Source organism: Bradyrhizobium sp. WCU1, assembly GCF_053474805.1.
Window position 1 is genome coordinate 5920191 of record NZ_CM130280.1, and the last position, 20972, is coordinate 5941162.

Annotated in this window: 18 protein-coding genes; 14 read left to right on the forward strand and 4 right to left on the reverse strand. The window is 63.0% G+C overall.

Going from position 1 to position 20972, the window contains the following annotated elements:
- The first annotated feature begins 25 nt into the window (after positions 1-25).
- Together ACTUWL_RS27635 and ACTUWL_RS27640 are read left to right on the forward strand one after the other, a co-directional pair.
- Positions 26-568 carry a tripartite tricarboxylate transporter TctB family protein gene (locus ACTUWL_RS27635; protein WP_021080450.1) on the forward strand — a complete coding sequence of 181 codons (543 nt, stop codon included), beginning with the start codon at positions 26-28 and terminating at the stop codon, positions 566-568.
- Positions 569-590: 22 nt separating this feature from the next.
- Complete coding sequence (locus ACTUWL_RS27640; protein ID WP_021080451.1) at positions 591-2102, forward strand: tripartite tricarboxylate transporter permease; 1512 nt, start codon at positions 591-593, stop codon at positions 2100-2102.
- Positions 2103-2106: 4 nt separating this feature from the next.
- Here the strand turns inward: ACTUWL_RS27640 and ACTUWL_RS27645 are convergent, their stop codons facing one another.
- Complete coding sequence (locus ACTUWL_RS27645; protein ID WP_021080452.1) at positions 2107-3300, reverse strand: CaiB/BaiF CoA transferase family protein; 1194 nt, start codon at positions 3298-3300, stop codon at positions 2107-2109.
- 312 nt (positions 3301-3612) lie between these two features.
- Between ACTUWL_RS27645 and ACTUWL_RS27650 the strand changes: the two genes are divergently transcribed.
- From ACTUWL_RS27650 to ACTUWL_RS27680, 7 genes are all read left to right on the forward strand, one after another.
- Entirely contained in the window at positions 3613-5160 is a 1548-nt protein-coding gene (locus ACTUWL_RS27650; RefSeq protein ID WP_021080453.1) for a lipopolysaccharide biosynthesis protein, read from the forward strand.
- Between the two features lie 2 nt (positions 5161-5162).
- A complete protein-coding gene (gene asnB, locus ACTUWL_RS27655) occupies positions 5163-7001 on the forward strand; it encodes an asparagine synthase (glutamine-hydrolyzing) (RefSeq protein ID WP_021080454.1) in 1839 nt (612 codons plus the stop codon).
- Positions 7002-7004: 3 nt separating this feature from the next.
- Positions 7005-8102, forward strand: coding sequence for a glycosyltransferase family protein (locus ACTUWL_RS27660; RefSeq protein WP_021080455.1), 1098 nt, complete (start codon positions 7005-7007; stop codon positions 8100-8102).
- A 43-nt stretch (positions 8103-8145) separates the two neighbouring features.
- Entirely contained in the window at positions 8146-8988 is an 843-nt protein-coding gene (locus ACTUWL_RS27665; protein WP_021080456.1) for a methyltransferase domain-containing protein, read from the forward strand.
- On the forward strand, positions 8985-9554 hold the full coding sequence (locus ACTUWL_RS27670) for an acyltransferase (RefSeq protein WP_021080457.1): 570 nt from the start codon (positions 8985-8987) through the stop codon (positions 9552-9554). The genes ACTUWL_RS27665 and ACTUWL_RS27670 overlap by 4 nt, the downstream gene beginning before the upstream one ends.
- Positions 9544-10398: a class I SAM-dependent methyltransferase gene (locus ACTUWL_RS27675; RefSeq protein WP_021080458.1), complete on the forward strand. Its 855-nt coding sequence runs from the start codon at positions 9544-9546 to the stop codon at positions 10396-10398. Before ACTUWL_RS27670 ends, ACTUWL_RS27675 begins: the two co-directional genes overlap by 11 nt.
- Before the next feature lie 123 nt (positions 10399-10521).
- On the forward strand, positions 10522-11247 hold the full coding sequence (locus ACTUWL_RS27680) for a class I SAM-dependent methyltransferase (protein ID WP_021080459.1): 726 nt from the start codon (positions 10522-10524) through the stop codon (positions 11245-11247).
- 70 nt (positions 11248-11317) lie between these two features.
- On the opposite strand, the gene ACTUWL_RS27685 is transcribed toward ACTUWL_RS27680, so the two are convergent.
- Positions 11318-12271 (reverse strand): NAD-dependent epimerase/dehydratase family protein, encoded by a 954-nt coding sequence (locus ACTUWL_RS27685; protein ID WP_021080460.1) that lies wholly within the window; start codon positions 12269-12271, stop codon positions 11318-11320.
- A gap of 171 nt (positions 12272-12442) precedes the next feature.
- On the opposite strand from ACTUWL_RS27685, the gene ACTUWL_RS27690 reads away from it, so the two are divergent.
- The gene (locus ACTUWL_RS27690) at positions 12443-13651 is read left to right on the forward strand and encodes a glycosyltransferase family 4 protein (protein WP_299113526.1); all 1209 of its coding nucleotides are present in this window, start codon (positions 12443-12445) and stop codon (positions 13649-13651) included.
- A gap of 87 nt (positions 13652-13738) precedes the next feature.
- On the opposite strand, the gene ACTUWL_RS27695 is transcribed toward ACTUWL_RS27690, so the two are convergent.
- On the reverse strand, positions 13739-14884 hold the full coding sequence (locus ACTUWL_RS27695; RefSeq protein ID WP_021080462.1) for a hypothetical protein: 1146 nt from the start codon (positions 14882-14884) through the stop codon (positions 13739-13741).
- Positions 14881-16233, reverse strand: a complete 1353-nt coding sequence (locus tag ACTUWL_RS27700; protein ID WP_146160346.1) for a glycosyltransferase — start codon at positions 16231-16233, stop codon at positions 14881-14883. The genes ACTUWL_RS27695 and ACTUWL_RS27700 overlap by 4 nt, the downstream gene beginning before the upstream one ends.
- Before the next feature lie 356 nt (positions 16234-16589).
- On the opposite strand from ACTUWL_RS27700, the gene asnB (ACTUWL_RS27705) reads away from it, so the two are divergent.
- The 4 genes from asnB (ACTUWL_RS27705) (at position 16590) to nusG (ending at position 20926) form a co-directional block, all read left to right on the forward strand.
- Positions 16590-18341 carry an asparagine synthase (glutamine-hydrolyzing) gene (asnB, locus tag ACTUWL_RS27705; RefSeq protein WP_021080464.1) on the forward strand — a complete coding sequence of 584 codons (1752 nt, stop codon included), beginning with the start codon at positions 16590-16592 and terminating at the stop codon, positions 18339-18341.
- Between the two features lie 76 nt (positions 18342-18417).
- Positions 18418-19635, forward strand: a complete 1218-nt coding sequence (locus ACTUWL_RS27710; protein WP_021080465.1) for a glycosyltransferase family 4 protein — start codon at positions 18418-18420, stop codon at positions 19633-19635.
- 137 nt (positions 19636-19772) lie between these two features.
- Positions 19773-20411, forward strand: coding sequence for a winged helix-turn-helix transcriptional regulator (locus tag ACTUWL_RS27715; RefSeq protein WP_021080466.1), 639 nt, complete (start codon positions 19773-19775; stop codon positions 20409-20411).
- A complete protein-coding gene (gene nusG, locus ACTUWL_RS27720) occupies positions 20411-20926 on the forward strand; it encodes a transcription termination/antitermination protein NusG (protein ID WP_035652250.1) in 516 nt (171 codons plus the stop codon). Before ACTUWL_RS27715 ends, nusG begins: the two co-directional genes overlap by 1 nt.
- Positions 20927-20972 lie beyond the last annotated feature (46 nt).

Here is a 20972-nt window from a genome sequence, read left to right on the forward strand (position 1 = left end):
CGTCGCAACCCAGACCGTCGAGCCCATGTCCAACACCGATCTTGAGATCGTCGTCGACGATCCGACCGCGCCTGAAGAAAATTCGCCGACCGTCGTCTCGACCGGCTTCGTCGACATCGTCGTCTCGCTGCTGTTGCTTGCGCTCGCATTGGTGCTCGGCTGGGACAATTGGCGCACCGGCGCCTCGTGGGACTCGACCGGACCGCAGCCGGGCTATTTTCCGTTCTACCTCTCGGTGATCCTCGGCGCCGCCAGCCTCTATGGCCTGGGCGCCGCCTTCGTGTCGCGCCGGGAGGCTGTCGAGACCTTCGTCACCCGGGCGCAGCTTCGCCGGGTGATGGCGGTGTTCGCGCCGACATTCCTGTTCTGCCTCGCCACGCAATATCTCGGCCTCTATGTCGCGAGCTTCCTCCTGATCGCGGGCTTCATGCGCGTCGTCGGCAAGATCGCCCTGTGGAAGTCGTTGCTCACCGCCTTCATCTTCACCGCCGCGATGTTCGTGACCTTCGACATCGCATTCGATGTCATCATGCCGAAGGGGCCGCTCGAAGCGGCCTTCGGTTACTGAGCGATCGACAGGATTTCGAAACATGGAAGCTTTCGGTCTCCTGCTGCACGGCTTCGCCGTCCTTTTGACGTGGAAGACGCTGCTGTTGATGATGGTCGGGCTCGTGCTCGGCATCTTCGTCGGCGTGCTACCCGGGCTCGGCGGCCCGAACGGCGTCGCGATCCTGCTGCCGTTGACCTTCACGATGGACCCGACGTCGGCGATCGTGATGCTGTCCTGCATCTACTGGGGTGCGCTGTTCGGCGGCGCCATCACCTCGATCCTGTTCAACATCCCCGGCGAAGCCTGGTCGGTTGCGACCACGTTCGACGGCTATCCGATGGCGCAGCAGGGCAGGGCGGCCGAAGCGCTCACCGCGGCGTTCACCTCCTCCTTCATCGGTTCGCTGGTCGCGGTGCTCTTGATCACCTTCCTGGCGCCGATGATCTCGTCGTTCGCACTGAAGTTCGGGCCGCCGGAATTCTTCGCGGTCTATCTCCTGACCTTCTGCTCGTTCGTCGGCCTCGGCCGCGAAGCCAAGCACAAGACGGTCATCTCGATGTCGCTCGGGCTGCTGCTCGCCGGTGTCGGCATGGATACGGTGTCCGGGCAATTGCGCATGACCTTCGGCTCGGCGGAGCTCTTGCGCGGCATCAACTTCCTCGTCGCCGTGATCGGCCTGTTCGGCATCAGCGAGATCCTGCTCACGATGGAGGAGCGCCTGGCGCTGCGTGGACACGCCGCCGGCATTTCCCTGCGCGTGGTGCTGTCGGTGTGGAAGGACCTGCCGAAATACTGGGTGACCCTGCTGCGCTCATCGGTGATCGGCTGCTGGCTCGGCATCACGCCGGGCGGTGCGATCGCGGCTTCCTTCATGGGCTATAATCTCGCCAAGCGCTTCTCCAAGGATCAGGAAAGCTTCGGCAAGGGCCGCATCGAAGGCGTGTTCGCGCCGGAGACCGCTGCGCACGCGTCCGGCACCTCCGCGCTGCTGCCGATGCTTGCGCTCGGCATTCCCGGCTCGGGCACGGCCGCGATCCTGCTCGGCGGCCTGATGGTGTGGGGCCTCAATCCCGGCCCGCTGCTGTTCGTCGAGCACAAGGATTTCGTCTGGGGCCTGATCGCCTCGATGTATCTCGGCAACGTCGTCGGCCTCGTGCTGGTGCTGACCACGGTGCCGATCTTCGCATCGATCCTCCGCGTGCCGTTCGCGGCGGTCGCCCCGATGATCGTGGTGTCCTGCGCGATCGGCGCCTACGCGATCCAGAATGCGATGTTCGACATCTGGCTGATGCTGGGCTTCGGCGTCGTCGGCTACGTCTTCAAGAAGATCGGCATCCCGCTGGCGCCGTTCACGCTTGCCTTGGTGCTCGGCAGCCGCGCCGAGGACGCGTTCCGGCTGTCGATGATCGGTTCCGGTGGCGACATGAAGGTGTTCTGGTCGAACGGCTTGGTCGGCACGATCACCACACTGGCGATCTTGCTGCTGTTCTGGCCGGTGATCGATCGGGCCTTCGCCGGCGTCGCGCGTCTGCTGCGGCCGGCAAAGGCCTAAGGCGTCAAACGACCTTGCGCTGACGTAGCTCGGCGATCTCGTCACTGCCGAAACCGAACTCGGCCAGCACTTCCTCGGTCTGCTCGCCGAACTCCGGTGGACGCGCCACCATCTTGCTCGGCGTCCGCGACAGCGTCACCGGCTGGCTGACCAGCTGGATGTCCCGGTTCTCGTCGTTCGGCACGCGCTGGGCCATGCCGAGATGCTTGACCTGGGCATCCTCGAACATCTGGTCGATCGAGTAGATCGGCCCGCACGGCACGCCGGCGGCATTCAGCTCCTGCACCCAGGTCTCGGTCGATTTCTTCTCGGTCAGCGCGTTGATCCGCGCATTCAGCGCGTCGCGGTTCTTCGAGCGCGCCGGCGCAGTCGCATAGTTGGGGTCGGTGATCAGGTCGGGCGCGCCGATCGCCTGGGCGCACCGTTCCCAGATCCGTCCGCCTGTCGTGGCGATGTTGATGTAGCCGTCGGAGGTCTTGAACACGCCGGTCGGGATCGAGGTCGGATGGTTGTTGCCGGCCTGCTTGGCGACTTCCTTCTCCATCAGCCAGCGCGCCGCCTGGAAATCCAGCATGAATATCTGCGCCTGCAGCAGCGAGGTCTGCACCCACTGGCCTTCGCCGGAGACGTCACGTTCCAGCAGCGCGGTGAGGATGCCGAGCGCGCAAAACAGCCCCGCGGTCAGGTCGGCGACGGGAATGCCGACGCGCATCGGACCTTCGCCGGGCGCGCCGGTCACCGACATCAGGCCGCCCATGCCCTGTGCGATCTGATCGAAGCCCGGGCGCTTGTGATAGGGACCGTCCTGGCCGAATCCGGAGATGCTGCCATAGACGATCTTCGGATTGATCTGGCGGATGCTCTCATAGTCGATGCCGAGCTTGGCCTTGACGTCCGGCCGGAAGTTCTCGACGACGACGTCAGCCTGCTCGGCCAGCCGCTTGAACACTTCGAGCCCTTTGGGGTCCTTCAGGTTCAGCGTCATGGCCCGCTTGTTTCGGTGCAGGTTCTGGAAGTCCGATCCCCCGCGCGGGCCGCCCGGCTGCTCGCCGCCGCCGTCCTCCAGCAGCGCATCGATCTTGATCACGTTGGCACCCCAGTCGGCGAGCTGGCGCACGCAGGTCGGCCCAGACCGGACCCGGGTCAAATCCAGCACGGTGAAGCGGGACAGGGCTTGGGATGCGCGGGGAAAGGGCATTGAGACACCTCTTGTTTGGCGGGCCGCTCTGGGGCTTCGGTCACTCTGACTTAGACAATTTGGCAGGCCTTTCCAACCGTTACCCGGACAACAAACCGGAACTGGAAGCAAACCGGCATGGTTCCGCCGAGATCGGCCCTGCCTCGGCGGCCCGTTTCGGCCGGTCCGACGTGTGCTCGCGGCCCCGCCGTCCGCCAACCCTCGACAATCACTCCGCCGGCTGCTAGCCCGTCGCCAAGCCGAGTGGGTTTTGCCCTTTTGGAAGAGGCACTTGAGGCGTATCGAAGCGATGGACCGAAAGCGGGCATAGCGGTGAAGAGGGGTCCATCCCATCTGCTCGGTAACTCGGCATGGAATGCGACCGCGTTTGCGGTCGCGGTTCTGCTCAATCTGGCGATTCTCCCGTTCGTGATTCTCCGGCTCGGCCTTGCCGCGTTCGGCGTCGCGGGTTTGGTGACCGCCTGTGTCGCGCCGGCGCTGATGTTCAGCAATGCGCTTGGCCTCTCGACCGCGCGCGAACTCGCGCAACGGCTGGAGCCGTCCGATCGCGACGCGGCACGGCGGTTTTTCGCGACCGCCCTTGCGCTCGCCGTAGCCGGGGGCAGTGTGATCGCGGCATTGCTTGCCTTTGCCGGAGCGCCGCTCGCACGATTGGGATTTCACCTCGGAGGTCCGGCCGGTGACGACCTTGGGCTTGCCTTCGCGCTGGCCGGCGCCGGTTGGCTATGCCAGTGCCTGTTCGCGGTCTTCCAGTCGCTATTCACGGCACGTCAGGACTATCGGCGGATCGCGGCGATCAGCATCACCGGCACAGTGGTGACGACGATGTCGATGCTGCTGCTGATCCCCCACGCGCCGCGCGCCTCGACCTTTCTCGGCTGTCAGGCCCTGGGCTTTGCGACAAATCTGCTGATGGCTCTCGCTTGGTCGCGGCTCGCCATCAACGATTGGCTAGCACGGCCGACGCTCGATCAAGGCGCGCTGCGGGCATTGGTCAAGCTTGGCGGCTGGCAGGTCGCGGCACAAAGCGGCGCGCTGTTCTCAGGTCAGGCGGACCGCTATCTGCTCGGCGTGCTGCTGCAGCCGCAATTCGTCGGCTTTTACAGCGTCGCGCAGCGGCTGGAGGAGGCGGTCTATATCGGCGTGCTGAAGATCGGCGAGATCCTGTTCCCGTTCTTCAGCACGCTGCAGAAGGAGGATGACGACCGCAAGGTCGACCTCTTGCTGCGCTCGTCGTGGATTCTCAACGTCCTGGCCGCGAGCGCGCTGGGTGGTCTGATCCCGGTCGCCGGTGCGTTGCTGTATCGATGGACCGGCGCCGAAGTCGCCGCCGAGGCGCAGCTGGTGCTGGTGGTGCTTGCGATCAGCGGAATCTTGGGCTCGAGCGCCAACGTGTTCGCGTACTATCTGCTGTCGCAGGGCCGCTCCAGCTACAACGCGCTGATCTCGCTCGTCACGGGCTTTTTCACGCTGGCGACCAGCGCCATCGCATTGCCGATTTTCGGTTGGCAGGCGGCCGGCTGGAGCTCCTGTGTCGGCATGGTCGCCCAGGTGGTGATCACCGTGCTGCTGTTGCGGCGTACCTTCAGGCTTTCAGGGATGTGGTCGCGGATGCTGCATTTCGTCCTGATCCCGCTCGGGACCGGCGTCGCGATTGCGTTGGCGCTGCGCTCGCAGCTTGGCCATGTATCATTCGACCACGCGCCGTCATGGTGGTATGTGGTGTCGCTCTACGGCGTATCGGCGGCGGTGATCTTTGTCGCCGCCGTTGCCGTGTCGCAGCTGGGTCCCTATCGCTCCGTCTGCTGGCGGGATCTCCGCATCATCATCACCCGCTTCTTGCCGTTCAAGGCCGCCTAGACATGTGTGGTATCGCAGGCATCGTCAATCTTCGGGGCAATCCCGTCGAGCCGGCCGAGATCTCACGACTCACCAGCCTGATCGCGCATCGCGGACCGTTCGGCGAAGGCACCTGGTTCAATGCGAAACGAAACGTCGCCTTCGGCCACCGCCGGCTTGCCATCATCGATCCCGGCGAGGGCGGCTATCAGCCGATGGTGTCAGGCGATGGCCGCCATGTGATCGTCTACAACGGCGAGATCTACAACTTCCTCGAATTGCGCCGCGAGCTCGAGGCGAAGGGCGCGGTGTTCCGCAGCCAGTCCGATACCGAGGTGATCCTTGCCGCCTGGCAGGCCTGGGGAGAGGACATGCTGCTGCGCTTCAACGGCATGTGGGCGCTGGCGATCTACGATACGGCGACTGACGAGCTGTTCCTTGCCCGCGATCGCTTCGGCATCAAGCCGATGCTGTACGCGTTGTCATCCGAGCGGTTCGTGTTCGCGTCCGAGCAGCGGGCGCTGGCGCGGAGCGGGCTGCTCGAGACGTCGCTCGATATCGACGTGGCGCGTCGGCTGCTGCTTGACCCGTTCGGAATCGAAGGCAGCGAGCGGACGCTGTATTCGCAGGTTCGCCGCCTGCAAGGCGGCCACTGCATGTGGCTGCGCCAGGGCCGCGTACAGGTGCGCCGCTGGTGGCGGACCGTGGACCATCTGCCCGCGATCCCGCAAACCGAGACCGAACGCGTCGCGCGCTTTCGCGACCTGTTTCAGGATTCCGTTGCCTTGCGTATGCGCAGCGACGTGCCGATCGGGACCTGCCTGTCGGGCGGCTTCGACTCGTCCGCGGTGATCTGCGCCATGGCGAGCCATGAGAAGGCCGGCATGGGGCCACGAGACTCCACCGCCTGGCGGCATGCCTTCGTCGCGACCTTTCCGGGGGCCAGCAATGACGAGCGGCCGATGGCGGAGGAGGCGGCGGCGTGGGCCGACGTGGCACCGAGCTTCCTCGAGATCGGGCGCGCCGATGCGCTCACCGATCTTGACCGCATCCTCGACGATAATGACGACGTCTATATCGGGCTGCCCAGCGCGCCGTGGCTGATCTATCGCGAGCTGCGGCGCCAGAACGTCACCGTGTCGCTCGATGGCCACGGCGCAGACGAGTTGATGGGCGCTTACTTCCAGGAAGGACAGTCGGCCGCGTTCCGGATCCGCAACGCAGCGGCTGCGCTGATGTCGCGATCGCGGCTGGCGCAGCGCGGCATCGACTTCCTGCGCGCGCAGATGATCAGCCGCCAGGGGCGCTATTTCCTGCGGGGAGGCTTGACCGCGATCCCCGCAGCGCTGCCGCTGGTCGCCGAAAACGACGAACTCCCTGATACGTGGGGGGCGCTGAACCGGCGTCTCTACCGCATGTTCCACTCGACCACGCTGCCCACCATTCTGCGCAATTTCGACCGGCTCTCGATGGCCCATGGGATCGAGGTCCGCATGCCGTTCATGGACTGGCGTCTGGTGACCTATACGATGGCACTGCCGGAAACCAGCAAATCGGCCGACGGCATGACCAAGGTGGTGGCGCGGCAGGCGATGGCGAACCTGATGCCCGAAAGCATCCGCACCGCGCGCCGCAAGGTCGGCTTCAACTCGCCGATGCCGGAATGGCTGAATGGACCGTTGGCCGGTTGGACCGCGGAGCTGGTCGAGCGGAAGGTCCCGGCATTTGCCGAGTTCGTCGACGAGGCGCCGCTCCGACAGGCGGTTGGCCACTTGACGGCAACGCAGCGCTGGGATTGGGAATCCGTTGGCCGGATCTGGCCATACCTGAACATGAAATGGCTGTTGGCGAGGTCCGCATAACCAATGCGTCTGTTCCAGAATAGCGGTCTCTATCCGTCCTATCTGCCGCGATTGAACCAGCTTGCGGCAAATGCCTCGACTTTCGCGGCACGTCGCGACGTGTTCTTGCACGATCGTTTTGGTGCGGCGCATTTTCTCAAGCCGGTGCTCGATGGCGCGCCCGAAGCCTTCTTCACCAATGCTGACGACGAAGTGCTGCAGCGCCGGTGGGCGCGTGAGCAAGGCATGCAGGGCGCGCCGACGCTCGAGGCCATTCTGCTCGCGCAGATCGAGCATCACGGAACCGAGGTGTTCTACAATCTCGATCCGGTGCGCTTTCCGAGCGCGTTCGTCGCCAAGCTTCCCGGCTGTGTGAGGAAGACGCTGTGCTGGCGCGCGGCGCCCTCGGGAAATGCTGACCTCAGGGCCTATGGCGCCGTGCTCGGAAATTTCCCCTCGATCCTCCAGGCCTGGCGCGACAAAGGATGCCGGGCGGAGCTGTTCTTCCCTGCGATCGATCCTGTCATGGAGCAATATGGCCACGGCGAGCGGCCGATCGACGTGGCATTCGTCGGTGGATATTCGCGGCATCACAGCGCGCGCGGCAGGACGCTCGAACAGGTCGCGGCGCTGGCGGCCGATCGCAACATCGTGTTCTGCCTCGATGCATCGCGGCTGACCCGGCTTGCCGAAAGCGCGGTCGGGCGATTGCTGCCGCTGGGGAAACACCGGCGCCCCGACGTCATCGCGCGCATCGCAAGGACGCCGCTGTTCGGCCGGGATCTCTACGAACTGTTCGGGTCAGCGAAGATCGTGCTCAACGGCGCCATCGACATGGCCGGCAATGATCGCGGCAATATGCGCTGCTTCGAGGCGATGGGCTGCGGATCGCTGCTGGTGTCGGATGCGGGCAATTATCCGGAGGCGATGCAGGATGGGGTCACGATGCGTACCTATGATGTTCCCGAGCGGGCCGTGGAGGCGATTTCGAGCAGCCTGCAGGATTGGCCGCAATGGGCCGGGATCGCTGAAACCGGCAGGGCGCGCGTGCAGGGGACCTACAGCAAGGCCTGGCAATGGGCGCAGTTTATCGACCTCGTCGCGCGGATTGAGCCGTGCTAGAGGGGGGCATTGTGCCGGCCAGCGGGCGGGCGATCGGGCCGAGATGATGTCTGCAAGTGACTTGATCCATCAACTGAAATGGGCGGCTGACGGGCTTGCCGTGCCGCTCTTCAAGCTGCGGCCGCGTCCGTTCGGCCCAGGCTATCAGACGGTCAAGCGCGACACCATCACGGCGGCCATCGATGCGGGCCTGCTTCAGACGGGAAATGAGCTTCCGCCCGGCTACGGCGTCGCCATGGACGAGCGCGTGGTGGAATATCCTTGGGTCTATGGCCGACTGACCAATGTAGGCAAGATGCTGGACGCGGGATCGACCTTCAATCACGACTTCCTGCTGCAGCGTGCGCCATTGCGTGGCGCGGATCTCACCATCATGACGCTGGCGCCGGAGCGGCGATGCTATTGGCGTGATGGCTACTCCTACATGTTCGGCGATCTCCGCAAGACGATGTTCGGCGACCATGTGTTCGACACCGTCGCGAGCATTTCCACGATCGAGCACATCGGTCTCGACAACCAGATGCTCTACACCGGCGATCCGCGCGACGCCGAGACCGATCGGGACGGCTTCGTTCCGGCGGTGAAGGAGTTCAAGCGCATCCTCAAGCCCGGCGGCACCTGCCTGATCTCCGTGCCGTTCGGCAAGCGCGACAATCTCGGCTGGTACCAAGTGTTCGATCTTGCCATGATCGAGCGCATCATCGAGGCATTCGGTGCGGCATCGCACCAGGTGGATTATTTCGGCTATTCGCGACAAGGCTGGTCGCGCCAGAGCGCCGAGGCGCTCGCCGACGCGACCGTTTTTGACGTGCATACCGGAAAGGGGCAGGGCGATGACCTTGCGGCGTCGTCGCGCGCCATCGCTTGCCTGCAGCTGACGGCATGAATCTCGATTACCTGATCCAGCGTCTGATCGGTCGCGCGACCTGCCGCTTGCGGGCCGACGCGGCGCTCGGCCGCTACGCCAGGATTAGGAACATCCGCGGCGATTCCGACAAGATCGTCGTCGGCCGCAACAGCCGCGTCCTGGGCGAGCTCCTGACGTTCGCACATGGCGGGGAGATCCAGATCGGCGAATGGTGCTATGTCGGCGAGGGAACCCGGATCTGGTCGGCGGCCTCGATCGAGATCGGCAACCGCGTGCTGATCTCGCATTCGGCGAACGTGTTCGACAATCTCACCCATCCGCTGCGGGCAGAGGAGCGTCACCGGCAGGTGCAACAGATTTTCACGCGCGGCCATCCGGACGACATCTCGCTGGACGAGAGCCCCGTCAAGATCTGCGATGATGCATGGGTCGGCGCGGGCGCGATGGTCCTGCGCGGCGTGACCGTGGGCCAAGGCGCCATTGTCGCGGCCGGCGCGGTCGTGACCAAGGATGTCGCGGCATTTTCGATCGTGGCCGGCAATCCGGCCGTGCTGGTGAGGGAGCTTGGCCCCGGTGAGCGGTGAGCGCAAGTTTACTACCTGGGAGGAAGCGGTGGTCTGGCTGCGCAATCAGCCGGACCAGCGCCAGCTCGTACTCGACGCATTCTACGACGATCCGCTCGCCGGCGCCGCTGAACGCTATTTCCACAGCTCCGAGTGGCAGGCGGTCGCCTCGCTGTTGCGCGGCCGCTCGGGTGCCGCGCTCGACGTCGGCGCCGGCCGCGGCATTGCGAGCTATGCGCTCGCCCGAACCGGCTTTGCCGTCACCGCACTGGAGCCCGATCCGAGCTCGATCGTGGGAGCGACGGCGATCCGCGCTCTGGCGCAACAGACGCAATTGCCGATCAAGGTGGTCGAGGAGTTTTCCGAGCGGCTGCCGTTCGCCGACGCGACGTTCGATCTGGTCTTCGCACGTGCCGTCTTGCATCATACGCGCGATCTCGACGGCGCCTGCCGGGAGATGTTTCGCGTGTTGCGGCCGGGCGGCATGCTGATCGCCGCGCGCGAGCATGTCATCAGCAAGGAGGCGGATCTTCCGCAGTTCCTCGCGCAGCATCCGCTGCACCATCTCTACGGCGGCGAACATGCGTTCCTGCTGGATCGCTACACCGGCGCGCTGGCGAGCGCGGGATTTTCCGCGATCGACACGCTGGCGCCACTGCAAAGCCCGATCAATCTTGCCCCCCATACAGAGGACACGTTGAGGTCCGCACTTGTCGAGAAGCTAGCACAAAGGGTTCCCTTGCGCCCGCTCTGGCGCGGCGCACTCGCCTCCGAGCGCGTATTTGCCTCGCTACTCGCAATTGCTACGCGCTTTGACCGCAGACCGGGTCGCCTCTACTCATTTGTTGGCCGCAAGCCGGCCTGAATGCGCGCGTGCCGAAAGCGCGGCGCTGTCGTGAGGAAAGGCGCCAAGCTTGAGCGATCTCAGCTTTTGGCCTACCACTAAGCTGCTCCGAAAATTGGCCATGCAGCCATCCTGGATAGAATGATGGTCGACGAAGAGATGAAACTGCACCGGATCGACGAGGGTTCGATCTATGCAAACCTAGAGTATCTTGCCAACAATCCCTCTTGGCATGTCGAGGAGTCTCCCTGGAAAGCAGACAAGATCTACGAAATCTTGCGCAGGAATGGTCTCGCTCCATCCCGAATCGCGGAAGTAGGCTGTGGCGCTGGGGAAATTCTCGTGCAGCTCAAGGCGCGGCTGCCAGCGACTTCGTTCGTCGGTTACGAGATGTCAGAGCAAGCGTTCAAGCTGGCGGCGACGCGCGAACGCGACGGTATTCACTACGTCAAGGGCAACCTGCTTGAATTCGATGAATCCTTCGGTGCTTTGCTGTGCATCGACGTGTTCGAACACGTGGATGATTACATCGGATTCATCAAGGCCTTGAAATCCCGCGCAGAGTACAAGGTCTTTCATATTCCGCTCGACCTTTCCGTTCAGTCGGTTCTGCGCGGTGATGCTCTGAACGGAATCCGATCGAGGGTCGGCCATCTCCATTACTTCACCAAGCAGACGGCCTTGGAGACGATCAGGTATTGCGGATACGACGTGATCGACTACAATTTTACGGCGCTGGCGATCGAGCCGCCTGGCCGAGGTCTTCGGGCCAATCTCATGAAGGTGCCGCGCGTGCTGTTGTCCAAGCTATCGGTCGACCTGGCAGCCCGCATTTTGGGCGGATGGTCCTTGATGGTACTTGCGAAATAGCACCATAACCGGCTCGGGCAACTATATTCCTTGATCGGCGGCCGCGCTCGTCCGTGGGCAGGCCTGAGGCTCACGCGAGACCGTCATCGAACCGGCCGTCCCACGCGCGCTGCATGCTCTCTGCGAGGGATACTGAGGGGACCCAGCCGGTCAGCTGTCTCAACTTGTCCGTGGATGCTTTCAGCATGGGGCGGTCGACCGATCGCATCCGCGCGGGATCCTGCTGAATGTCGATCCTGATGCCGGACGCCGCCGCGATGGCTTCGACCACTTCGCCGACCGAGTGCGTGCGCCCCGTGCCGAGGTTCGAGATGATCGGGCCACGGTCGAATGCGTCAGAGGTTCCGAGCGCGCGGAAGCCGCGCGCAACGTCGCTGACGTCAATGTAGTCGCGATGCGGAAACAGGTTGCCCAGCGCAAGCCGGGTCGTGCCGGCCGCGAGTTGCTCCACGATCGCCGGCACCAGATGCGGATTGGTCTCGCCGGGGCCGACCACGTTGAACAGCCGGACGATCGTCCCGCGGACCTTGTTCTGTGCGTGGAAATAGCGAACGAAGTGCTCGGCATGAAGCTTGGTGTAGCCGTAGATATCGACCGGGCCGAGCGTGTCGTCTTGCTCGAGATGGGCTGCGTCGGCTGGACGATAGACCGCGGCGGTCGATGCAAGAACGAATTTGGTGCCTGGTGCCACCGCATGCAACAGGTTGATGGTGCCCGACACGTTGATGCTGTTGGCCGATCCCGGCTCCGCTTCGCAGGCCGGAATGAAGTGGACGGCTGCCAAATGAAAAACGATGTCCGGCTTGATCCGCTGAACGATTTCGCCAACCGCTCCGGAATCGCGGATGTCGCAGCGATGTAGGACGAACTTGCCCTGGTCCATCTTCTCGAGCCGGTCCTCGCCGCAGGCCAGATTGTCGATGACATGGATGTCGCGCGCGGCGTTTTCCGCGATCAGCTGGCGAACCAGCTCACGGCCCACGTAGCCGACGCCGCCCGTGACGACGATGGAACTACCGTTCATTCACTTCTCCTCTTGAAATGGGCTCGAAAATAGCCGATTTCTCGCCGCGATCTTCGACGTCCGGTTAGCGAATTTTTGTCCAAAGGGCTAGGTTTTGATAGGATCGCGCGGCTGTCGAACCGCCGGCTCCGCAGCGTTGGGCGGTATGGGCGAATGCAGGAAGTACAGTTCGTGAACGGTCGCAGCAGCGATGCCAGGCAGGCTGCGGGGCCGGTGACGGCAGGCGCACCGTTGCGTGTCGCGTTCACCCATATCTCGCGCCGGCGCTGGGCCGGCGGCTACAACTATCAAGGCAATTTATTCGCGGCGCTGGCGCGATTCCGGCCGGGCGAGTTCGCGCCGATCCTGTTTGCGGGAAAGCAGGACGATGCGGACGAGTTGGCCGGGCCAGCGGGCATAGAAGGTGTCGAGGTCGTTCAATCCGCGGCATTCGATGGACAGGCCGGCCTCGTTCAGGCGCTGACGCTCGGCGTCGACCGGGCCGCGGCTGCAGCCTTTCGCGCCCATCGCGTCGATGCGGTATTTGAATCAGCGCGTTTCTTCGGCTGGCGTCTGCCTCGTCCGGCGGTGGCCTGGATTCCGGACCTGCAGCATCTTGCCCTGCCGCATATGTTCACGACGGCCGGGCGCTGGCGCCGCGAGATCGGCTTTCGCGTTCAGATCGCGTCGGGACGAACGATCATGCTGAGCAGCGAGAGCGCCTTGCGCGATTTCAGGGCGCACTACCCGCGTGCCCAAAACCCGGTCAGCGTCGTACGCTTTGCGACCCAGCCGCCCGCCGCATTCCTGAGCACGGACCCGTCAGAGGTGATCGCCGCCCATAATCTGCCGGCGCACTACTTCTATCTGCCCAACCAGTTCTATCGCCACAAGAACCACCAGCTCGTCGTCGACGCCCTGACGATCCTGAAGCGTCGTGGGGTCGACGTGGTCGTCTGCGCCTCCGGCAGCACGGAAGATCGGCGCGAGCCGGGCTACTATGACCTGGTCAATTCCGAGATCAAGAAACGTGGTCTCGAGACCTACTTCCGGCACCTCGGCGTCATCCCGTTGCCGCACGTCTACGCGCTGCTGCGATCTTGTATCGCGCTGCTCAACCCGTCGCGCTTCGAGGGCTGGAGCACGACGGTCGAGGAGGCGAAGTCGTTCGGCGTTCCGATGATCCTGTCCGACATCGACGTGCACCGGGAGCAGACCGCCGGTGCTGCGCGCTATTTCGGGGTCGATGATCCGGCCGCGCTGGCGGATCATCTGACGCAGCTCTCGGAGCACAATCGCGGGCCGGTGATTCGAAATATCGTCCCGCATCAGGACGATGACGTCGGCGCGTTCGCGGCGAGTTTCGCTGCCACCGTGCGGCAGGCTGTTTCAGCAGGGTGAGAAGCAAGGCTTGGTGAAGTGGACGCTCAGCGTCTGCGCGAAACACGCTGATATCGCCGACTGAAGCCGCCGGTCAAACCGCTTGCCCTAACCGGCATCCGGAAGCAGTTCAAAGTTGCTGTCGGGGCTTTCATAGGCGCCGAGCATCGCCTTGGCGATCAGCTTCGGATTGTGCCATCGTTCGACATAACGGCGCGATGCCTCGCCGCGTGCGCGCCACTCGGACCATCGGTCAAGAATGCCGGCAATGCTTTCGACCAGGTTCCCCGGGCTCAATTCGTAAACGGGCAACTCGCGCTTGAGGGCATCCGGAACGAACATCATATCTTCATCCCGGACATAGCACGCGACCGGCTTTCCCATCGCCATCATCTCGACGGCAAAGCCGCCGTACCAGCCTGCCAATACCTGGTCGATTGCGAGGTCTGCCGACCGATAGATTTCCAACGCGCGCTCATGGCTCGTCTTTTCGACGAGGATGAGCTCGAAATCGTAACGCGACCGCAATTGTTCGAGGGCATTCAGGATCATCGGTGTACCCTTGATCCGTCCGGCAGTCGGGGCATGAACGATCTTCGGTCGCCCCTGCGTGGAGGGCAGTGCGACGTCGAACTTTTCGATCTCGACGTTTGAATACGGGAGAAATTGGCCGTTCGGGACGATGTGTCCGAGCTCCGGATTGAGGTAGAAGACCCGGTCGAACAGCGGCAGCACCTTGTCGATCAGGAAATGCCGCCGGTGGTCGAGAGCGTCCGTGCATCTTTGATACAGCTCGCAATGTTGCGGGGCGCACATCGTCCATTCGTTTCGGCTATTTCCCTCCCTGGCCAACCGGACATCACAACCCTGCAATGTCATGAACAGCTTCTTGTCGAAGAGGCGGGCGGCGTGCAGGTCTGCGGCCCCGAGCTTGTTGATCAGGTCCGTGATCAGCGATGGCCTGGAGAGCACTGATCCGGGCGCCGAGAGCGGGAAGCCTGGCGACAGGAAGGTCTGTCCAAAATAGTAATGAAGAACGTCGTAGCGCCACTGGTTCTTCAGGCCGAACGCCGCGCTGCGAATAGCCGTCTCGAGGAATCCGGCGTTCTTTCCAGCCAGCATCCGGTCTGCCGCGTATCCGAGCCACGTGTCGTTTCGAACGACCACGTCGCTCGATGCTCCGAGCTGCCGTTCAGCACGGGACAGCACCCAAGGCTGATTCCCGACATTGACTGGTCCGTGCAAGATTCTCATGTGCGCGCATTCAGGTCGACGGACCGGGGCGAAGGTCGCGCAGATTGCGAGACATGATCGTGTTTCGTGAGTTCGTCGACTTGCCGCGTCAGGCTCGCCAGCAGATTCTCGGGAAGATCGGCGGTCTCGCAATAGAGCTTCCCGAGTCTCGCTGCGACCGCTTGCAAACTGTAGTGCGTCTCTACATAGCGGCGTCCGGCGTTGCCGATGCCGTTCAGGTCGAGCTCGCCTCTGAGGCATCGCTTCAGGACGTTGTAGATCTCGTCAGGACGGGTGTTGATGATCGGACAGGTGGCCGGATCGATCATCATCTGGTCGCTACGCAGAAAGCAGAGCACCGGTTTGGCCATCGCCATCGCCTCGAGCGCCGTATAGCCGTGAAAGCCCGCGACGAATTGATCCGCAACCACATGCGATGCGCCGAATAGCTCGATGACCTTCTTGTTGGGAACTCCCTGCACGGAGATCAGCTCGATTTTCTCACCCTCTTTCACCAATCGGTCGATCGCTTCGATCAGAAGCCGGGTACCCTTGAAGTGCCCGTGGTTCGGCGCGTGTGCTACTTTCAGCGTGTCGCCGACGCTGTACGTCGGCGGCTTCGCGGCGAATTTGCCTGCGTCAATCGGCCAGTAGTGGATGTCCCGGCAACCGGGCACGTACGTCACCATGTCGCCCATTGCGATCTGAGCCGTCGCACGACCCTTCAGGCGGTTGATCGACGAGGCATGCATCTCCGTCGTGCAGACGCAGAATTTGCCCGGCGCCGGGCATTCTTCGCACAGGTTGGGGTGACCGAGTTCGAGCGTTGTTTCCCTTGCACGGACGTCAGCACCATAAGCGTAGGTATATAGCCGCTTTCTCGAGCGGACGAGGAGGTCGAGTTCCCATGGGTTGATGCCGTAGCGTTCGTCGCTCAGCATCAGGCCGCGGTCATAGAAGTAGTTGAAGAAATCGAAGCGCAGCAGGGCCCACGCAAAAACAAGGCGACGAAACAGGCCGAGGCCTCTTCGGCTGCGTATCAGTCGAAGGAATCCCTCGAACAGGATGAGATTGATGTCAAATGACCTCGTCACGTAGTAGGTGTTGAACACCAGCGAGGACGAGCGGAAGCCCAGCATGCGATCGCAGCGCGCGAGAAGCGGCAAGGTCAGGATCGGAGTGGAGGCCCACAAGGTGCGCACCTTTCCCTGCGCAAGACGCTTCTCGGTGGCGCGCCGCGCCGCGCTCACAAGCATGCGAGTGGCGAAATCTGCGATGGCAGATTGGGTCGGCCGCGGAGATTCAACACCGCCGGAGCGAAGGGTGGCTTCCTTCAGCGACGTTGGTCCGATGGGTTCAATCTTGTTCACTCGGGAGTCCGATGGATGCCAACTCAATGTCAACCGGGAGCTTTTAGCACATGTTCAGTTCGAAGTGCCGCTCGGATGGCCGCGGGCCCACGGAGAGGCTGCACGGAATTGGCGGCCGGCTAGCGCTATCTCAGGTTTCAGCAACGCACGAAGACAGCTTCGTTTGGTCCGGGAACGTTGACGTTCAATACGCGAACAGGCTAAGACAGCGGCGGTTTGTTCCAAATGCGCACATATTCTGACGCGGCGGTTATACCGAGCTCCGCCATCGAATCAATCTGGATAGGCATTTCGTGTGCGGCATTTTTGGACTTGTAGATAAGACCGGGCCCGTCGATGCCCGCCGAGTGGACCAGATGACCGATCTCGTTGCCCACCGTGGACCGGATGGGCGCGGCGTGAGGGTTAGCGGGAACGTCGGGCTGGGCCACCGGAGACTGGCCGTTATCGATCTGACCGATGACGGCGCGCAGCCGATGTGCGACAGGCGGCTTCCCGTCTGGATCACCTACAATGGTGAGATCTACAATTACATCGAGCTGCGCGCGGAGCTTGAGGCTCTCGGATATACCTTCGACTCGGCCTCGGACACCGAGGTCCTGCTGACGGCCTATATTTGCTGGGGCCCGGAGTGCCTCGAGCGCTTCAACGGCATGTGGTCGTTTGCGATTCACGATGAGCGCGACAATACGCTGTTCTGCGCCCGCGACCGGTTCGGCGTGAAGCCGTTCTACTATGTCGACACGGCCAAGCAGTTCGCGTTTGGCTCCGAGATCCGCCAGCTTCTTCCGTTGATCGAGCGCCCGATTGCGGATGATGGTCTGATCAACGATTTCCTCGTTTGCGGCATGACCGACCATACCAATCGGACTTTCTTCAAGGGCGTCGACAAGCTGCCTCCGGGGCATTGGATGCGTGTCGACGTGTCGACAGGCCGCGTCGAAATCAAGCGCTATTATTCGCTTGCTCCGGGTTCGGCGGTGACCGATGAGGCCGACGCGGCAGGGTCGCTGCGCGAGCTGCTTGACGACGCGACGCGCCTGCGGCTGCGTTCGGATGTCCGTGTCGGAACCTGCCTCTCGGGAGGATTGGATAGTTCGAGCGTGGCAGCGCTGGCCGCGCGGCGTTATGCGCCAGGTTCCGGCGAGCGCTTCTTTGCCATCACGGCCGTGAGTGAGCAGGCCTCCAACAATGAGGAGACCTACGCGGCGGAGGTTGCGGAGAAGGCGGAATTGAACTGGCTACGCACCAAGCCGACCTATCAGGATTTCGCGTCGACGGCGGAGACCTTGCTCGAGGTCCAGGAGGAGCCGTTCGCAGGCCCCTCGATCATGATGCAGTACGAAGTTATGAGGGCCGCGCGATCGAATGGCGTCATCGTGCTGCTCGACGGCCAGGGCGGCGACGAAACGTTGTTGGGATATCATCGCTACTATGCTGCCTGGCTGCTCGACCATCTCCGCCGCGGTGGCGTCGGTGGATTTCTATCGGCCTTCAGCGCTGCAACGCAGGCAGGTATTTCGCGCGGACGGTTGCTGTTCTATCTGTTCGGCGCCAGTTCGGCCGGGCTGCGTGCCGCCTATTACCGCTTGCGCTACGCCTTTCTGAAAAAGCCTGACCTTCCCGAACCGCTGCGCCGCTTTGCGTCGAAGGCGCGGGACGCGCAGGGCATGCAAGTGCTGGAGATCAATGAAACCAATCTACCGATGCTGTTGCGCTTCGAAGACAAGAATTCGATGAGGTTCGGCATCGAGACGCGGCTTCCATTCCTTGACTATCGTTTCGTCGAGTTTGCTCTGGCTCTTCCGACACGCATCAAGCTGAACAAGGGCTGGGTAAAATGGCCGCTCCGTGCCGCGATGAACGACCTTTTGCCGGCCAGCATCAGCTGGCGTCGGGACAAGATCGGCTTTGCCGCGCCCGACCAGATCTGGCTCACCCGGCACTCGGCCGCGATGTATGACAAGGTGATCGCAAGCGAGCTCCTGGCTCGCTATGTCGACATGCCGAAGCTCAAGCGGAAATTTCACCGGCTCGACCTTGGAATGCGCTGGAGGCTTTATTGCGTTGCGCTCTGGGGGGAGCGCTTTCGGGTCGAAGCGCCATGACGCCTGATGATTCCTGGATGTCATCGTCGCTATCGGCAACTGCCGATTTGTCAGCGGATTCTTTCCGGGCCGGCTCATGAACATCTGGCTATTGCATCCGTTCGCCGGGGGACCGGGTCTCGGCCGTCACTATCGTCCGTTCTGGCTAGCCGATGCCTGGACGAAGATGGGGCATCGGGTGGTGGTTGTCAGCGCCGCCTTTCACCATCTGCACAGGCAGCCGCGCGTGCCGGGACCGCAGCGGATCAATGACGTCGACTTCTGGTTTCTCGACGCGCCGCGCTATCGCGATGGCAGTTTAGGGCGGCTTCGGAACAATTTGAGCTTTGGGCCGGCTGTCCGCTCGGCAGCCTCGGCAATTGCTGCGCAGTTCGGCAAGCCGGATCTGATCATTGCGTCGAGCCCGCATCTGTTCTTCATCTCGGCGGCGCAACAGGTTGCACGGCAATTCGGTGCCGGGTTCTGGCTGGAGATCCGCGACCTCTGGCCGGAGAGCATCGTGGCGCTTGGAATGACGCCGCCATGGCATCCCCTGATGAAGGTGCTGGGCTGGAAGGAGCGCGCTGCCTATCGCGCGGCAGATCGCGTGATCTGCCTGCTGGCCGGAGCTGAAGCCCATATGCGTGCGCGGGGCTTGGCGGCCGGCAAGTTCCTGTGGATCCCGAACGGGGTGTCCGACGGCGAAATACAGAGCGCGCTGACGATCGAGTGTCTCGATCATCCCCTCGTCGACCGCATCAAGGCGCTGAAGCAGCAGGGCAGGCGCGTCGTCCTGTACGCCGGCGGCATGGGCCCGCCGAATGCGGTGGAGGCCGTTCTCGACGCGGCTTCGATCCTTGGCAAAGCGAATACCGGGGTCCATTTCGTGATGATCGGCTCCGGCACCTCGCGGGACGCCCTGAAGCAGCGGGCAGCAGCGCTTGCCAATGTGGAGTTTCACGAGGAAGTCGATCGCTCGGTCGTGCACGGCATGCTGCATGCTTCCGATTGCGCCGTCGTCGCCTTCCACAAGAATGCGCTCTATCACCACGGCATCAGTCCCAACAAACTGTTCGACTACTGCCTCTTCGCGCCGCGCACCGTCATTGCTTGCGAGGAACGGGCGCTCGTTGGGCTCGAAGATCTGGTGACCGCGCGATGTGCGCCTGATGATGCCGATGCGCTTGCCGTCTCCCTGCGTGCCGCGCTGGACGGTCCGCCGCGTCCGCTCAGCGATCGCGTCGCCGTCGCGCGTCGGTACAGCTATTCGACACTGGCGGCGCGATATCTCGCCGAGTCCTCAGATCCGGCCTGAAGTGTGACTGCCGCGACACAGGCTCAAGAGGGAATTCGTTTATAATCAGATAGTTGTGGTGTTCATCGCGTGAACGAATTCGCTTGACGTTCATTGGGTGAACGCGCTATCAGCCCTCTCCAGTTGGGATAGGCGTGATGGCAGGCATTCTACCGACCGATGAGAATGACAGCGACCGGCTGGTGCTCGGACTACTCACCTCGCTCGAGGCGGATGGTGCGCAGTCGCAGCGGCGGATCGCAGCCGACCTGGGCGTCGCGCTCGGTCTGGTCAACGCCTACCTGAAGCGGGCGATCAAGAAAGGTTTCGTCAAGGTCGGGCAGGCTCCCGCGCGGCGATATGCGTACTATCTCACACCGCAGGGCTTCTCCGAGAAATCGCGGCTGACCGTTCAATTCCTGTCCGACTCCTTTTCGCTGTTTCGCAAGGCGAAGGAGGAGTATGGCAAGCTGTTTGAACGTGCGCAGGCGCGGGGCTTCAAGCGGGTCGTGCTCGCCGGGCAATCGGACCTTTGCGAAATTGCGATCCTGTGTGCGGTCGACGGACCAATCTCGGTCCTTGCGATCGTCGATCCCGATGCAACCGCCGCCAGGTTCATTGGCGTCAAGGTGGTTTCCTCCTACGCGTTGGTCGAGGAGCCGTTTGATGCTGTCGTCGTCACCCATCTGACGGCGGCGCGAAGCGTATTCGACCAGGCGGTCAGCAATTTCGGCGCAGAGAAGGTGCTCGCGCCGGACCTGTTGGGCTTGCGTCCCAAGCAGCCGCAGGGAGCGTGATGGCAATGGAGCCCGGTTCGCGCTGGTACGTCGTCCAGACACAGGTTAACGCCGAAGCAAAAGCGGTCGCCAACCTCGGGCGGCAAGGGTTCTCCACGTATTTTCCCCGTTACCTGAAGCGCCGCAGTCATGCCAGAAAGGTGGAGACTGTGCCGCGGCCGTTGTTTCCGCGCTATGTCTTTGTCGGGATCGATGTTGCGTCCCAGCGCTGGCGCGCCATTCAATCGACGCTCGGCGTGTCGCATCTTGTGTGTGTGGGAGATCGGCCGGCCGCGGTGGAGCCTCGCGTCATCGATGCCTTGAAGGCGCGCGAGGACGAGGCCGGCTTCATCACGCTTGCGCGCAGGCCGGCTTTCTCGCCGGGTGACACGGTGCGAATTGTCGAGGGGGCGTTCGTTGACAGCCTTGCGCTCGTCGAAGACGTCAGCGATCACCATCGTGTTGCAGTTCTGTTGAATTTGCTTGGCCGCAAGGTTCGCGTTCTGGTCGGGGCGGATCTGATCGCCGCGGCATAAGTGCGTCTGCTCTCGGCAGGCGCGATCGAGATGTTGGGCTTGGGTG